The sequence below is a fragment of the Clostridium prolinivorans genome, from assembly GCF_004011155.1.
In the GTDB taxonomy this organism is placed as follows: Bacteria; Bacillota; Clostridia; order Clostridiales; family Clostridiaceae; genus Clostridium_AT; species Clostridium_AT prolinivorans.
This window is the reverse complement of record NZ_RJWG01000002.1, coordinates 123655-139954: the sequence shown is the minus strand read 5'-3', so window position 1 is coordinate 139954 and position 16300 is coordinate 123655. Positions and strand designations below refer to the sequence as shown.

13 protein-coding genes are annotated in these 16300 nt (G+C 24.0%); 10 read left to right on the top strand and 3 right to left on the bottom strand.

Translation table 11 applies throughout. The annotated features are described in order from the left end of the window. The first annotated feature begins 56 nt into the window (after positions 1-56). From EGD97_RS03355 to EGD97_RS03345, 3 genes are all read left to right on the top strand, one after another. A complete protein-coding gene (locus EGD97_RS03355; protein ID WP_228201964.1) occupies positions 57-530 on the top strand; it encodes an FUSC family protein in 474 nt (157 codons plus the stop codon). Positions 531-844: 314 nt separating this feature from the next. Beyond that, on the top strand, positions 845-1942 hold the full coding sequence (locus tag EGD97_RS03350; protein ID WP_078682411.1) for a 6-phosphofructokinase: 1098 nt from the start codon (positions 845-847) through the stop codon (positions 1940-1942). A gap of 89 nt (positions 1943-2031) precedes the next feature. Beyond that, on the top strand, positions 2032-2811 hold the full coding sequence (locus EGD97_RS03345) for a serine hydrolase (RefSeq protein ID WP_078682410.1): 780 nt from the start codon (positions 2032-2034) through the stop codon (positions 2809-2811). A gap of 282 nt (positions 2812-3093) precedes the next feature. Here EGD97_RS03345 and EGD97_RS03340 read toward each other — a convergent pair whose 3' ends face one another. Beyond that, positions 3094-3954 carry a ComEC/Rec2 family competence protein gene (locus EGD97_RS03340; protein ID WP_078682409.1) on the bottom strand — a complete coding sequence of 287 codons (861 nt, stop codon included), beginning with the start codon at positions 3952-3954 and terminating at the stop codon, positions 3094-3096. Positions 3955-4067: 113 nt separating this feature from the next. On the opposite strand from EGD97_RS03340, the gene EGD97_RS03335 reads away from it, so the two are divergent. After that, a complete protein-coding gene (locus EGD97_RS03335; RefSeq protein WP_078682408.1) occupies positions 4068-4796 on the top strand; it encodes a lysophospholipid acyltransferase family protein in 729 nt (242 codons plus the stop codon). 65 nt (positions 4797-4861) lie between these two features. Here EGD97_RS03335 and EGD97_RS03330 read toward each other — a convergent pair whose 3' ends face one another. After that, complete coding sequence (locus EGD97_RS03330) at positions 4862-5464, bottom strand: DUF1836 domain-containing protein (protein WP_127836494.1); 603 nt, start codon at positions 5462-5464, stop codon at positions 4862-4864. A 484-nt stretch (positions 5465-5948) separates the two neighbouring features. Here EGD97_RS03330 and EGD97_RS03325 point away from each other — a divergent pair, with 484 nt between their 5' ends. The 3 genes from EGD97_RS03325 (at position 5949) to EGD97_RS03315 (ending at position 9026) form a co-directional block, all read left to right on the top strand. Continuing rightward, positions 5949-7409 carry an aminoacyl-histidine dipeptidase gene (locus tag EGD97_RS03325; RefSeq protein ID WP_127836493.1) on the top strand — a complete coding sequence of 487 codons (1461 nt, stop codon included), beginning with the start codon at positions 5949-5951 and terminating at the stop codon, positions 7407-7409. Between the two features lie 47 nt (positions 7410-7456). After that, positions 7457-7963 carry a D-glycero-alpha-D-manno-heptose-1,7-bisphosphate 7-phosphatase gene (locus EGD97_RS03320; RefSeq protein WP_127836492.1) on the top strand — a complete coding sequence of 169 codons (507 nt, stop codon included), beginning with the start codon at positions 7457-7459 and terminating at the stop codon, positions 7961-7963. A gap of 133 nt (positions 7964-8096) precedes the next feature. After that, positions 8097-9026: a S66 peptidase family protein gene (locus tag EGD97_RS03315; RefSeq protein WP_127836491.1), complete on the top strand. Its 930-nt coding sequence runs from the start codon at positions 8097-8099 to the stop codon at positions 9024-9026. A gap of 83 nt (positions 9027-9109) precedes the next feature. Here EGD97_RS03315 and gltX read toward each other — a convergent pair whose 3' ends face one another. Beyond that, positions 9110-10570, bottom strand: a complete 1461-nt coding sequence (gene gltX / locus EGD97_RS03310) for a glutamate--tRNA ligase (RefSeq protein WP_127836490.1) — start codon at positions 10568-10570, stop codon at positions 9110-9112. Between the two features lie 379 nt (positions 10571-10949). Here gltX and EGD97_RS03305 point away from each other — a divergent pair, with 379 nt between their 5' ends. From EGD97_RS03305 to EGD97_RS03295, 3 genes are read left to right on the top strand one after another with little or no spacing between them, the layout of a single operon-like run. Beyond that, positions 10950-12251 (top strand): metallophosphoesterase family protein, encoded by a 1302-nt coding sequence (locus EGD97_RS03305; RefSeq protein ID WP_164850151.1) that lies wholly within the window; start codon positions 10950-10952, stop codon positions 12249-12251. Positions 12252-12253: 2 nt separating this feature from the next. Beyond that, complete coding sequence (locus EGD97_RS03300; RefSeq protein ID WP_127836488.1) at positions 12254-15064, top strand: ATP-binding protein; 2811 nt, start codon at positions 12254-12256, stop codon at positions 15062-15064. A gap of 26 nt (positions 15065-15090) precedes the next feature. Further along, a complete protein-coding gene (locus tag EGD97_RS03295; RefSeq protein ID WP_127836487.1) occupies positions 15091-16284 on the top strand; it encodes a transglutaminase-like domain-containing protein in 1194 nt (397 codons plus the stop codon). The last annotated feature ends 16 nt before the right edge of the window (positions 16285-16300 follow it).

The window sequence follows — 16300 nt, the reverse complement described above, 5'->3', positions numbered from 1 at the left end:
TTAAAAATTTTAAATTTTTGTTTATACATAAAAATAAAATAGGCGAAGTGATACATTTGAATATTAAATTTAAAAAAATTGGCATGAGAAATATAAAAACAGCTATAGCAGTATGTATATCAATTTTGATATCTGAAATATTAAATATGGAATATCCTTTTTATGCTGCTATAGCTTCTGTGATTTCTATGCAAGGATCAGTAGAAGGCTCTTTAAAGGCTGGTAAAAACAGAATGGTTGGGACTTCTATAGGTGCTTTTGTAGGGTTTATTTTTTCAAGTATAATGCCTGGTAATATTTTATTTATAGGGATAGGGATTGTTTGTGTTATATATTTATGTAATTTGTTTAATATAAAAGAAGCTTCTTCAATAGGTTGTATTGTTTTTTGCGCTATAATGATTAACTTAAAAGAAAGTAATCCTCTTTTTTATAGTATTAACAGGCTCTTAGATACTTTTGTAGGAATAATTGTTTCAATTGTTGTAAATTATTGTATTACTCCTCCAAAAGATAAACAAAAATGTTAATATTAATGCATATAAATAATAAATTTAAGTAAAAAAGTTTTAATATATTTTTAATTTTATATTTTAAGTATATTGTTTTTTAATTCAGATAATAAAATAATATGTTCAAAGAATATTCATTTTTAAATTCTAAATTTATGTATTATAATATATATAAAATATATATAAAACGTTATGATAAAACTTGACAAAGTAAGATAAAAAAAGTTAGTATATTAAATAATAGTATGTAAATTTAGAAAAAACAAAAAATATTTAAAATTAATATTTTAAGGTGTTTAATTGAACTAAAAACGTTTTGGAGGGATATGTAAATGGCAGAAAAAATAAAAAGAATTGCACTATTAACAGGTGGTGGAGACTGTCCTGGATTGAATGCGGTAATAAGAGCTGCTACTAGAACTGCAATTTTAAAGTATGGTTATGAAGTTATAGGTTATAAATTTGGTTATAGAGGTCTATATAATAATGACTATGTTAAATTAGATCTTGAAAGCGTTTCTGGTATACTTCATAGAGGAGGTACTATATTATATAGTTCTAATAAAGATAACCTTTTCGATTATCTTGTAGAAGAAAATGGTAAAATGGTAAAAAAAGATGTATCTGATGTAGCTGTAGAAAATTTAAAAAAAGCGGGAGTAGATGTATTAGTAGTTATTGGCGGAGATGGAACATTAACAAGTGCAAGAGATTTTGCTAGAAAAGGAGTAAAGGTTATAGGTGTTCCTAAAACTATAGATAACGATTTAGCTTCTACAGACATAACTTTTGGATTTAATACTGCTGTTGAAATTGCAACAGAGGCATTAGATAGACTTCATACTACAGCTGAATCTCATCACAGAATAATGATACTTGAAGTTATGGGTAGAAATGCAGGATGGATTGCACTTGAGTCAGGTATAGCTGGTTCTGCAGATGTTATATTAATACCTGAAATTCCTTATGACATAAATAAAGTAGTAGAAAAAATTTATGATAGGAAAAAAGAAGGGAAAGTATTTAGCATTATAGTTGTTGCTGAAGGTGCTAAACCTAAGGATGGAGATGTTGTAGTAAATAAAATAGTTGAAGATAGTCCAGATCCAATTAGATTAGGTGGAATAGCTAATAAACTTGCTGAAGATTTAGAAAAAATAATAAAAGATCATGAAATAAGAAGTACAGTATTAGGTCATGTTCAAAGAGGAGGAAACACTTCAACTTACGATAGAGTACTTTCAACTAAATATGGAGTAGCAGCTGTTGATTTAATAAATGAAGGAAAGTTTGGCAATATGGTTTGCTTAAAAGGTAATAAGTTATCTTATGATTCTCTAGAAAATGTTATAGGAAAAACTAAAAATGTTGATCCTGATGGAGAGCTTGTAAGAGTTGCAAAAAGTATTGGAATATCATTTGGCAATTAAAAATTTGGGCGTGCATAATCTGCATGCCTATTTGCTTGATATTTTTATAATATAATTAATATTCAGGGAACTAGTAGGAGAAGAATGATATGAAAGAATTAAAGAGATATTTAGATCAAAGAATAGGAGAATATAGTTTTTATTTTGAAGATATTAATAGTTCTTATACTTATAGTTTTAATGAAAGAATAAAAATGCCTTCAGCAGATTGTATAAAAATTCATATTGCTATTGCTTTATTAAAAAAAGTTCAGGATAATTTTATTGATCTTTATGAAAATGTTTTAATAAAAAAAGAAGATATGGTTTCTGGAGATGGAATTATTCATGAATTTGATGAAAAAGAATATAAAATAATTGAGCTGTTAAATGCTATGCTTATACAAAATGATAATACTGCTGCAAATAAGATTATAGATATAATAGGAATGGAAAGTATAAATGAAGTTATAAAAGAAATGGGATTAAAAGATACTGTATTGAAAAGAAAAATGATGGATTTTAAATCTCATGAAAAAGGGTTAGAAAATTTAACAACAAGTTTAGATTTAGCCAATTCTTTAAAATTAATTTATCAAGGTAAGTATTTAAATGAAGAATATAGTAGCATTATTTTAAATTCTTTGCGTAAAAGCCAAGATAGAAGAAAAATTCCTTTTTATATTCCTGAAAAAGAATGGAAATGTATAGGTAATAAAACAGGTAGTTTACATGGAGTTGAAAATGATGCAGCAATTTTAAATACAAAAAAAGGAGATTTTATATTTGTAGTTATGGCAAAAACTCTTCCCAATAATGTATATGGAATTGTTACTATATCAAGATTAGGGAAAATGATGTGGGATATAATAGATAAAAGCTGGAAATAAATTATTATTTATAATTAAAATAGATTTGTAAATGATTTTTGTAAACGTGATTATTTATTATATACCAATAAAAATAAATTATAATTAAAATAAATGTATTGAAATTATAGATATCCAACTTTAAAGCTTAACGTAATAAGTTTTGTAAAATAATAAATTTCTTTGCTTAGATAAAAATATATTTACTAGTTAAATTATTATTTCATCATACTAATGTTAAATCTTTAAGTTGGATATCTATGTTTTATAATTTTTACTATAAATAAAATATAAATAATTAATTTATTTTTTTATTATATTTTTTCCATCACTAGATAGCACAATTGTGCCGTTTAGATCAGTTCTATATATAGTAATATTTCTTTTATTTAAGTTAGAAATAGTTTCTTTATGAGGATGACCATAATCATTATTTTTACCACAACTTATTACTGCAATTTTAGGAGAAACTTTATCTAAAAACTTAGAAGAAGATGAAGAGGAACTTCCATGATGACCAAGTTTTAAAACGTCAGAAGAAATATCTATATTATTATTTATTATTTCTTCTTCGCTTAGTTTTTCTGCATCACCCATAAAAAGAAATTTAGTATTTTTATAAGTTAACTTTATTACAGCTGAATAATTATTAATTTCTTTATAATTTTTATTATTTGGAGCTATCATTTGACATTGCACATCTTCTCCTAAATCAAGTTCTACTCCTTTAAAAGCAGTTTTTATTTTTTTGCCGTTTAAAGCTTTTATCATATTTTCAAAAGTTTTTGTTGTAGTAATTTTTTTTGGAGCATAAAAGTCATCAATAACAAAATTTTTAATTACTTCACTCATTCCACCTATGTGGTCTTCATGAGGATGAGTAGCTACAACATAATCAAGCTTTTTTACCTTTTGATTTTTCAAATAAGATACTATTTTTTCACCATCATCCTTATTTCCTGCATCTATTAACATATTTTTGTTATTTACTTGTATTAATATACTGTCACCTTGACCTACATCTATATAATGTACAAGTAAATTATTTTTTAATTTTATATCTGTACTATAATTTGAAACTTCTTGTAAAGTACAACTTGTAAAAATTAATATAGTAAAAATAAATATTGTTGTAATTTTAAGCAAAGTGTTTTTTACCTTCACCAATAACACCTCTTTATGAATTTGTGTATCTATACTATCATACATAAAGTCGTCTTGCAATAAATAATATAAATTAGTATAATAAATGTATTAATTTATTAGGGGGAAAGAACATGCCATATTTATGGATTTTTTATGGAATATATTTTATAATTAAAACATATATAAAAAGATTTAAGTTTGAAATATTAAAGAAAAATATGACAGAGCAAGAAATAGATTTATATTCTTATAAAGAAGTAAAAAACTTGGCAAAAGGTTTAGTAGAAAAATCTCATTCTAAAGTAAATGTAGTTGGTGCTGAAAATATACCACAAGAAGCTTGTGTATTTGTATCTAATCATCAAAGTGATTTTGATATATTAGCAATGCTTGGATACATAGATAAGCCAATGGGATTTATAGCTAAAAAAGAACTTGAAAAGCTTCCAGGAGTAAATTACTGGATGAAGCAGATACATTGTGTTTTTATGGACAGGGAAAATTCTAGAGATTCAGTAAGGGCTATATTAGATGGCATTGAAAATTTAAAAAAAGGATATTCAATGGTTATTTATCCAGAAGGTACTAGAAGTAAAGGAGAAAAACTTTTAGAATTTAAAAAAGGTGCTATGAAATTAGCTACGAAATCTGGTGCGCCTATAGTACCAATTACTATAAATGGTACTTATAAAATTTTTGAAGCACAAGAAGGCAAAAAAATTAAAGCGGCCAATGTAGATATTATTATATCAAAACCTATATACACAAAAGAATTATCAAAAGAAGAACAAAACAAATTGTCAGATACTGTAAAAGGCATAATAGAAAAAAATTTAAAAAGTCTAAATGAACAAAAATAAATATGCACTATAAGTACCATTTTAAGTTACTTATAGTGCATATTTATTTTTGAATATTTAAAATATTATTTTTGTGATTTATTTTTAAAAAACTCATCTATAATTTTTTCTGCCATTCTTTTATGAAGATTAGCAGAATTTATAAGAATTAATACAATAAGTATAAGTATTGTATAATCATCATTTTTATCCTTTGTATAAAAATCTCCTTCACCTACTAATTTGATTTTATCCTTCAGCCAATGGCTGAATTCATTTGATTGGGGTTTTATTAATTCTAAAAATGTAGAGTAAAGTTTTTCTAAATTTGAAGAAGCATCTTTATCTTTTGAAAAATTTTCTATAATAGGAGATAAAATTAAACCTATATCATTAATAGAAAGTATTTGTTTTAAATTATAAATTAAAGATAATAAAATAATTTGATCTTTCGAATATTTTTTACCTTTTATAGGTAGAAGAAGCTTTGCTTTAGCATAATTGTTTATCATAGTTTTTGTTAATATTTTATCTTCATCGTCTCTTTTTAAATTTTGAAGCTTATCATTAAAAAAAGTAGTTACTTGATCTACATAAAGATCTACACAAGGTATATCTGAAAGTTTTATTTCTTCTGTAGTACATATTTTTTCTATAAGATTAAATAAAGTTTCTTCGATTTTTTCCAAAGTACTCACTCCAAAATATAATAATTTGTATTAAATTTATTATATTAGTTGATATTATAATAAATTAAACATAAAACAATTATATATATTTTAAATAATAATAACAAGTTATAAAATACATTATTAAATTTTATAAAATATAAATATAAATATATATAGATACCAAAGTTTCAAAGCTTTATTACTATAATAAAATAATACTCTCTTTTAATAATAAAAATATATTCTATACTTATATTATGATTAAATCACAATAAACTGTAAATAAAATTCCACTATATAATGATTAGTTATGTTCATTATTGATTTACTTTAGCATATAGTGATTAATTCTAATGGAAAATACTTTTTGATGGATAATCATATTATTATTTTCCTAAACTATATTTAGTTTTTATGTTGGATATATATAATAAACTTGATTTTTATATTTTATTATGTTTAGCTATAATGAGAAAATAATTAGGAAGGGTTGGTAATAATTATGAGCAATATATTAAATAATTTAAAACCTTATGAAGTGTTTAAATATTTTGAAGAGATAAGTAATATTCCAAGAGGTTCAGGAAACGAAAAAGCTATTAGTGATTATTTAGTAAATTTTGCAAAAGAACATAACTTGGAAGTAATTCAAGATGAAGCTTTAAATGTAATAATTAAAAAACCTGCTTACAAAGGTTACGAAAATGCTCCTATTGTTGTGCTTCAAGGGCATATGGATATGGTTAATGAAAAAAAACAAAATATAGAACATGATTTTAATAAAGATCCTTTAAAGCTTAGAGTTGAGGGAGATAAAATTTATGCACTAGGAACTACTTTAGGTGCAGATAATGGTATAGCTATAGCTTATTCTTTAGCTCTTTTAAGTTCTAATGATATACCTCATCCTCCTCTTGAAGTACTTATAACTACAGATGAAGAAACAGGTATGACTGGAGCAAAAAATTTAAATCCTGAACATATAAAAGGAAGAATATTAATAAATATGGATTCAGAAGAAGAGGGACAATTATTAGTAAGTTGTGCTGGAGGAGTTAGATTAAGAAGTGTTCTTAAAATAGATTGGGAACAAAATATAAAAGAAAATTTTGTTTGTGCTGCAATTAAAATCAGAGGACTTAGAGGTGGTCACTCTGGTATGGAAATAAATAAAGGAAGAGGAAATTCTAATAAAATTATGGGACGTATACTTTATGATATTTTAAATACTTTTGATTTTCATCTAATATCTATAAATGGTGGGAATAAGGATAATGTTATTCCTCGTGAAACTGATGCAGAAATTTTAATTAAAAAAGATTGTATAGAAGATATAAAGTCATTAATAGATAAATGGAATAAAATTCTACAAAATGAATTTAAAGTATCAGATCCCGATATCAATGTAGAGTTTAATATAATTTCAAAAACTTTAAATAAGGTCTTTTCAAAAGAAAGTACAAAAAAAGCAATTAGATTTTTATATTTAATACCTAACGGAGTTCAAACTATGAGTATGGAAATAGAAGGATTAGTTGAAAGCTCTATAAATCTAGGGGCTGTAAAAACAGACTCTGAATCAGTACATTTTAATAGTGCTGCAAGAAGTTGTGTTAAAAGTTTAAAAGAAGATATTGTAAATAAATATAAAATAACAGCAGAAGTTTTTAATGCTGAATTTTATAAAGAAGCAGATTATCCGGAATGGAAATATAATTCAAATTCTAAAATAAAAAAATTATTTCAAAAGGTATATAAAGATCTTTATGGTAGAGAGCCTGAGATAGCAGCTATACATGCAGGTGTTGAATGTGGTTTATTTGAAGAAAAATTTGGTGAAATAGATATGATATCTTTTGGGCCTAATATTTATGATGTACATACTCCAAATGAAAATATGAGTATATCTTCTGTTCAAAGGACATGGGAATATCTTTTAGCGGTATTAAAAGAAATAAAATAAGTATAATAAGTAAAAATATAAAATAATATAATTTAGGTGGTGAAGAAATGAATAAAGCTTTATTTTTAGATAGAGATGGAGTAATAAATGACAATTCTAAAAAACATGTAAATAAGCCTGATGATTTAATAATTTATGATGGAGTAAAAGAGGCATTAAAAAAAGCTTATGATGAAGGATATGATTTATTTATTGTAACAAATCAAGGTGGAATTGAAATGGGACATTTAACTAAAGAACAATTAGAAGATATTCATAAAAAAATGCTTGAAGAACTTAAACCTTATTGCAGCTTTAAAGAAATAAAATACTGTCCTGATTTTAATAAAAAATCTAACTGTAGAAAACCAAATCCTGGTATGATACTTGAACTTGCTAAAAAATATAGTGTAGATTTAAAAAACAGTTGGATGATTGGTGATATGGATACAGATATTGAGGCAGGAATTTCTGCAGGATGTAAAACTGCCAAAATAGGTGCAATAAATGGGAAAGCAGATATAAATGGGAAAAACCTTTATGAAGTTGTAAATAAGATAATGGAATTACAATAGAGATACTAATACAAAAATACTTTTTAGTTTTAAATTTTAATTTTATATAAAAATTAATTAAATTAAATATTTATATTTTAGATATTTTAAATGTATAAAAGTTTTTATAGAAATAATATGAGGAGATTATGCAATGAAAAAACCAAGAGCATTAAAAAAAGGTTCCACTATAGGCCTTATAGCTCCATCTAGTCCAGTAAAAAATATTAGTATAGTTTATAAAGCTATAAAAATATTAGAAGAACAAGGATTTAATGTAGCAACTGGAGAAAGCATAAGTAAAAGATATGGATATCTTTCAGGAGAGGATTATATAAGAGCTAATGATATAAATAATATGTTTAAAGATAAAAATATAGATGGAATTTTTTGTTTAAGAGGAGGTTATGGAGTACCAAGAATTTTAGATAAACTTGATTATAACTTGATAAAAAATAATCCCAAACTTTTTATTGGTTATAGTGATATAACAGCTCTTCATATAGTATTAAATCAAAGATGTGATATTATTACTTTTCATGGCCCTATGGCAGCTTCAGATATGATAGATGATTTTGATGAGTTTTCTAAACAAAGCTATTTTAGAACTATAACATCTGTAGAATCGCTAGGTGAGATTAAAAACCCTGAAGGTATTCCTATTAAATCTATGGTTAAAGGGAAAGCTTTTGGAAAAATAATAGGAGGAAATTTATCTTTAATAGCTGCTACTCTTGGGACTCCTTATGAAATAAACACTAAAGGAAAGATTTTATTTTTAGAGGATATAGATGAATGCACTTATTCAATAGATAGGATGTTAACTCAGCTTAGACTTGCAGGAAAGTTAAATGATTGCAGAGGAATAATTTTAGGAGATTTTAAAAATTGCAATCCTCAACGTGAAAATGATCTTACACTTATGGAAGTATTTAACGACATTATAAAAGATGTGGGGAAGCCAACTATATATAATTTTAAAGCAGGGCACTGTAAGCCTAAGGTAACATTGCCTCTTGGAGTAAAAGCTTATATAGATGCAGACAAATGTACAATTAAAATATTAGAAAATGCTTTAATATAAAATTAAAATACTATAAATTAAAAGTCATACATAAAAAGGTACTTACCTTAATTATGTATGGCTTTTAATTTTATTTAAAATATTTATGCATTTTTTAGTTTTTCAATTCCAATTTTAATTCTTTTTAAAGATTCTTCTTTACCCAATATTTCTGCAATTTCAAAAGCACCACCTGGAGTAAATGCCTTTCCTGATAAAGCAGTTCTTATTGGCCATAGCATAACGCCATTTTTAATTCCCATTTCTTCAATAAGTTTAAATATAGCATCATGAAGAGAATCAAAATTCCAATTTTCTATGCTTTCAAGAACTGGTAGAGCTTTTTCTAAACTAACCAATGAATTTTCAAGATTAGTCTTCATTTTTTTATGAATATATAATTCATTAGAGTACTCAGGAAGAGAATTAAAAAAGTCTATTTGTTCTGGAATTTCTCCAAGTACTTCAATTCTTGTATGAAGAAGAGCACTTATTTTAAATAAATCAATATTAGGATTTGTTATACTTTTTTCATAATAAGGCAAAGCTTTTTCATGAAATTCTTCAAGTGAAAGTTTTTTAATATATTCACTATTCATCCATCTTAATTTTACAGGATCAAAAATAGCTGGTGCTTTATTAATATGAAGATAATCAAATTCTTTTATAAGCTCATCTAAAGAAAATATTTCTTGTGTAGTTCCAGGATTCCAGCCAAGAAGAGCAATATAATTGATTATAGCTTCTTTAAGATATCCTTTAGCTATTAAATCTTCAAAAGAAGCATCTCCATTTCTTTTACTTAATTTATTATGAGCATCTTTCATTATTGGAGGACAATGTACATATATAGGTATATCCCATCCAAAAGCTTCATAAAGGCGATTATATTTTGGAGATGAAGATAAATATTCACTTCCTCTAACAACATGTGTTATACCCATAAGATGATCATCAACTACATTTGCAAAATTATATGTAGGATATCCGTCAGATTTTATAAGTATCATATCTTCAAGTTCAGAATTATCAACAGAAATTTTTCCATAAATAACATCATCAAATGTTGTAGTACCTTCTGTTGGATTATTTTGCCTAATAACATAAGGAATACCTTGAGCTAATTTTTCTTCTACCTCTTCTTTACTTAGATGAAGACAATGTTTATCATATTTAAAAGGCCTTTTTAATGCTTCTGCATTAGCTTTTAACATATCAAGTCTTTCTTTAGAACAAAAACAATAATAAGCTTCACCTTTTTCTACAAGTTTTTTAGCATATTCAAGATAAATATGCTTTCTTTGACTTTGAACATATGGTCCAAAAGGGCCTCCAATATCTGGGCCTTCATCGTGAATAAGACCAGTAGTTTTTAAAGTATTATAAATTACATCTGTAGCACCTTCTACATATCTTTCCTGATCTGTATCTTCAATTCTAAGTATAAATGTACCATTTTCATGTTTTGCTATTAAATAAGCATATAATGCCGTTCTAAGATTTCCAACGTGCATATAACCAGTTGGACTAGGTGCAAATCTGGTTCTTATCTTACCTTTACACATTTGTTTCACTCCTTAAAATATATGCATTTTTATATACATAAAATAAAATCCTCTCAAATATGAGAGGATCAAATATATTTAAAATCCTCTTTTTATCATATAATAATGGATTTTTTATGTCAAGATTTAACCTTAAGTATCTTTAATTTGCAATATAATATTTTATATATTAAATATCCACAATTTCTATATTTTTCAAATATTATTAAAGTTAATAAATGCTCAATAAAGTTTTATTTAGTTTTAAATTACAAACTGCAAATAAATATAATAAAAAATAAAAATTACATACCAATTTTTACATACGTATCATGCTTTTTTATAGATAATTACAGGTTTTTCTATTATAATATAATCAATAATGCTTAGGAGGACATTTATGAAAAATGAAATAAAATTTATTCATACTGCAGACATACATTTAGGAAGTATTCTTCATTTTAAAAGGAAAATAAAAAATAATAATATTATAGATATTAGAGATAATGCTGTATATAATTCATTTAAAAAAATATGTGATATTGCAATAGATAAAAACGTAGATTTTATAATTATAAGTGGAGATATATACGATAAAGAAGCTCGTTCGGTTAAAGGAAATAGTTTTTTTATAAGCCAATGCAAAAGATTAGAAGAAAATAATATAATGGTATTTGCTATTGGTGGAAATCATGATCCAATAAATAAATACAATGAACTTTTTAATCTTCCTGGTAATGTACATATATTCGGTTTTGAAAAACCAGAAATATATGAATTTAAAGATGAATATGGGAAAATATATTGTAGAATTATTGGACAATCTTATAGAGATAATTGGGATAGCAGAAAAATGTATAGCCATTATAATTTACCTAAGGATAATGCATTAAATATTGCCTTAATGCATACTCAATTAGATAATTCTAATAATTATGTTCCATGTCTTCCTGCCAATTTAAAAGCCATAGAAGGAATAGATTATTGGGCACTTGGACATATACATAAATATAAAATTATAGATAATAATCCTTTTATAATATATCCTGGAATACCTCAAGGAAGAGATTTAGGAGAAGAAGGGTATGGAGGAATTGTTTTTATTAAAGCTTATGATAATGTAATAGAAAATATAGATTTTATTAATACTTCAGATGTATTATGGAAAAAAGAAGAGGTTGATATAACAGGAGAAAAAAATATAAAAAATTTAGGAGACTTAGAAGATTTTTTATATTTAAAGTGTGAAAACTTGATAAAAGATATTAAAGAACATTCTCAATATATAAAAGGTATAGCAGTAAGATTTATTATAACAGGCAGAGGAGAAATATATAACCTTATTTTAGAAAAAGAAGATGAAATTAGAGAATATCTTTTAGATAATTTAAATAATAAATATATAAATTATGATCCTTTTATATATGTAGATTCTATAGAGCTAAATTTAAGAAAACCTATTGAAAATTTGGAAACATTAAAGGATAATAATGAACTTTTAAAAGAAATAAGTAAGATTTCTTTAGAGTGTTTAAAAGATGATGCATTTATAAAAAGATTAGGTTCTGTTTGGGAAAGAACAAATTCAGTAGAAGATATAAATATAAAAAAATTACAGCTTAATGATGAACTTTTAAGTTATATAGTAAAACAGGCAGAAAATATTATTATAGATGCTGTTTTGGAAAAAGGTGATGATTAAATATGAAAATAAAAAGACTTTATATAGGTAATATGGGAATTTATAAAAATGCTTTAATGAATAATATATCTCCTAAAATTGTAGTAATAGGAGGATTAAATAGGGCGGGTAAAACTACATTATTAGAAATTTTAAGATATATGTTTTATGGATTTCCTAAAAATTTAAGAGATGATAGCATAGAATATTATGTTGAAAGCGACATAATAAGTGATTCTTTAGAAAATCTTAATTTGCGTATTAGTGGGTTTAGTGAGCCTCAAATAACTTCTTTAGATTTTCATAAATCAGTATCTTTAAAAGAATTACATAAAAATATAGATATTTATACTTATAAAAAACTTTATACAATTACACTTGATGAACTTAAAAGAGCAAAAGGGAAAGATGAAGAAGAAAAGCTTCAAGCTGTTTTACTTGGTGCTGGTATAAAAGATATAATCCATATTCCTAAACTTATAGATAATTTTAGAAAAGAAAAAGAAAAAATAGGTGGAAAACTTGGAAATCCAAACACTAAAATGTTTAAACCTTATTATGACAGTATTTTAGAAGGAATTGAAAATAGAGATGAAGCACTTAAAGAGCTTAAAGAATACAATGAAAAATGTATTGAATTAAATAAATTAGAAGAAGAAATAAATAATTTATATAAAGACATTAATAAAATTGAAAATAAAATAATAATTTTTGAAACTATAAAAGATAATTTTGATATTTACAAAGAAAAGCAAAATATAGAAATAGAAATTGAAAATTATGAAAAAGAACATGATTTTCAAGGATTTGATAAATTTCCATCTTTAGAAAGAATGGAAATATTATATGAAGAATATAAAAACATATATAATGAATATAAAAAAATTGCAAAGAAAGATTGTGATATTATAAAGTATTACAATAAACTTTTAAATAAAAAAAATGATATAACAATATTTGAAAAACAAAAATCAGGTATAAAGCAAAAAATTGAAAATTATTTATCATTAAAAAATCAGCTTGAAATTGATGAAAACAATATTTTAAAAAAAATGAATTATTTAAATTCAGATTGGAATGAAGATATATCTGAAGTCTTAAGTATAGATTGTGATTTTATAAAAGAGGATAAGCTTTTAATGCTTATAGATAACATAAAAAAAGAAGAAGATAAAAAAAAGCAGATACTTTGGGAAATTGAAGATATAAAATCTAAAAACAAAATAATAAAATCTGAATTTAATAATATAGAGTCATTAAATATAAATAATTTAATTAAAAGATATTTATATACTTCTACAGGAATAATTTTTTTAGGAATAGTTTTATTTATTTTTAACAAATTTATAGGGGGAAGCATAACTGTAATAGGGGTTACTATACTATCTATTTATTTTATAATAAAATATTTTTCCCAAAATAATTTATTAATAAAAAAAAGAAATTTAGAAATTGAACTTAAATCTTTAGAAAATAAGTTAAATAATAGTAGTTTAAATTTAGAAGTTATTGAAAATAATATTAAAAGTTTATATGAAGAATTAAAATTATATAAAAATAAGCTTAAAATAAAAGAAGAAGTTTCTATAAATTCAATATATCAATATTTTAAAGATATACAAGATTTAAAAGAAAAGATTTTTAATTTAAAAAATACAAATAAAAAAATACAAAATCTTTATTATGATATAAAATCAGATTTACTAAAAGTAAAAGATATAGTAAGCTTATATGTACATAATGATTTATACGAAAATGATAATATATTAAACTATAAAGATGAAATATTTAATGCAATGGATACTGCAGTAATGCATTTAAATAAAGCACAAAACTTTGAAGATATTAATATTAAAAATCAAATAATGAAGGATAAAATCAAAAAAGTTTTTTTGATAGAAGAAAATACTGAAGATATATTGGATATTATTGAAGAAAAAATTAACAAAGTTAGAATATATAACAAATATATTAGTTTAAAATTTAACAAAGAATTAATAGAAAAACAACTTAAAGAAATTATGAAAGGTGATAGGATAAAAAAGGCTTATTCTGAAATTTATTCTGAAATTTATAATGATAATAATTTTAACATTGACCATATATTTTTAAACTATACTTCTAAAGACCAAATAGAAAGAGAATATGATACTTCTAAAGTTAAATTAAAAAATCTTTTTTTAAATTTAGAAAATATAAAAGAAACAAAACAGAAGATAAAAATAGATATTGATAATCTTAAGACATCAGAAAAACTTCAAAAATCCCAAAAACAAATAGATGAAGCTAGAGGCTTTATGGAAAATTTAGCTTTAAAATATTCTTATTATGCTGCTGCAGAATATATTTTAGAAAAAGTTCAGAAAAATTTTATAGAAAGAGCTAAGGATTCTATTTTAGTAGGAGCAAGTAATATTTTAGATAAAATAACAGGTGGAGAAATTAAGTCTGTGCTACCTTCAGACAATATTCTACAATCAGATTTTAAAGTAGAAAATAAAAACAAACAAATTTATAAATCCGTAGATGTATTAAGCACGGGTACAGCAGAACAGTTATTTTTATCTGTAAGAATTAATAGGATAAAAGAGATAAATCCTAAATTCCCAATTATATTAGATGATGCTTTTGTAAATTTTGATAGTATTCATACTAAAAATACTTTAAATATATTAAATGAATTAGTTAAAGAACATCAAATATTTATTTTAACTTGTCATAAAGAATTGTTAGAAATAATAAACAATATAAGCTGTGATGTTCAATATTGGAAGTTAGAAGAAGGAAATTTTGAAGTTTCAGATTTTGAAAAACTTACAAAATATTTATCTTAAAATATGGCAGCAAAGAGGTGATGCTTATGAATATAAATCCCATAAGTTTTATTTTGATTGTAGTTTTTATATATCCTATATTAAAAGGCTTTTTTTTAAAATTTTCATCTAAAAATTTAAAAGCAGATATTAAAGAAGTAGAAAGTAATATATCTTTTATAATTTCTTTATTTTTAGGTATAAATATTTCAAAAAAAATATTTATTGAGCATGATAAGGGAATTTACAAAAAAATATATGAAATAATACCTATAAATGTAAAAATGTATATTGATAATAAAATGATAATATTTTATGTTGTCATAATACCTTTAATGATATTTATATTTTATAAATTATTAGGTATTATTTTAGAAATATTAAATTATATTATTTTTTATCCTGTTTTAGATGCATTAGAGAAATTTATTCAAAATAAAAGTAATATATCAAAAAGAATTACTGGGGGTATAAGTCAAATACCAAAAGCTATAAGCTATACTCTTATTATTACTTTTATTTTAAATTTTGCTTCTATGTTCAATGTATTAAGTAAGTATAATGTTTATTTAGAAGAATCAAAAATATATAGTGCTTTATGCAAAGAAATAGTAGTACCTATATCAAATTCTAAACTTGCTAAAAAACTGCCTGATATTTTAGATAATTCATTTAAAATTGTAGTAAAAGAAACAGAAGACAAAAATGAATATTCTAAAGACACAACTATATATCCATCAAATACATCTGATAAAAAAGTTATAATTTATTATAATGGTATTACATTAGACGAAGGTATTAAATCTAATGAAAACATAAGATCCTTTGCTAAAAATTTGACAAAGGATGCAGCAAGTGATAGAGAAAAAGCAAAAATATTATATGAATGGATTGGTAAAAACATAGATTACGATTATGATAAAGCAAACAGTGTATTAAATAATGATTTTAGTATGAAATCTGGAGCTATACCTGCTTTTGAAACTAAAAAAGGAATTTGTTTTGATTATGCTTGCCTTTATGTAGCTATGGCGAGGGCAAACGGATTAAAGGTTAGAATTATAACTGGAGATGGATTTAATGGTATAAGCTGGGTAAGTCATGCTTGGAACCAAGTTTACATAAAAGAAGAAAACAAATGGATTAATGTAGACACTACTTTCTATAAAGGTGGAAATTATTTTGATAGCAAAAGATTTAATATTGATCATAGAAATGAAAGAGTTGCTGGTGAATGGTAATAAAAGCCGTAGATTT

What these genes read in the sequence shown, in the direction of transcription:
- EGD97_RS03335 (WP_078682408.1), top strand. Translation starts at nt 4,068, where the DNA reads ATGCCATATTTATGGATTTTTTATGGAATATATTTTATAATTAAAACA.
- EGD97_RS03305 (WP_164850151.1), top strand. Translation starts at nt 10,950, where the DNA reads ATGAAAAATGAAATAAAATTTATTCATACTGCAGACATACATTTAGGA.
- EGD97_RS03300 (WP_127836488.1), top strand. Translation starts at nt 12,254, where the DNA reads ATGAAAATAAAAAGACTTTATATAGGTAATATGGGAATTTATAAAAAT.
- EGD97_RS03350 (WP_078682411.1), top strand. Translation starts at nt 845, where the DNA reads ATGGCAGAAAAAATAAAAAGAATTGCACTATTAACAGGTGGTGGAGAC.
- gltX (WP_127836490.1), bottom strand. Translation starts at nt 10,570, where the DNA reads ATGTGTAAAGGTAAGATAAGAACCAGATTTGCACCTAGTCCAACTGGT.
- EGD97_RS03320 (WP_127836492.1), top strand. Translation starts at nt 7,457, where the DNA reads ATGAATAAAGCTTTATTTTTAGATAGAGATGGAGTAATAAATGACAAT.
- EGD97_RS03295 (WP_127836487.1), top strand. Translation starts at nt 15,091, where the DNA reads ATGAATATAAATCCCATAAGTTTTATTTTGATTGTAGTTTTTATATAT.
- EGD97_RS03315 (WP_127836491.1), top strand. Translation starts at nt 8,097, where the DNA reads ATGAAAAAACCAAGAGCATTAAAAAAAGGTTCCACTATAGGCCTTATA.
- EGD97_RS03345 (WP_078682410.1), top strand. Translation starts at nt 2,032, where the DNA reads ATGAAAGAATTAAAGAGATATTTAGATCAAAGAATAGGAGAATATAGT.
- EGD97_RS03325 (WP_127836493.1), top strand. Translation starts at nt 5,949, where the DNA reads ATGAGCAATATATTAAATAATTTAAAACCTTATGAAGTGTTTAAATAT.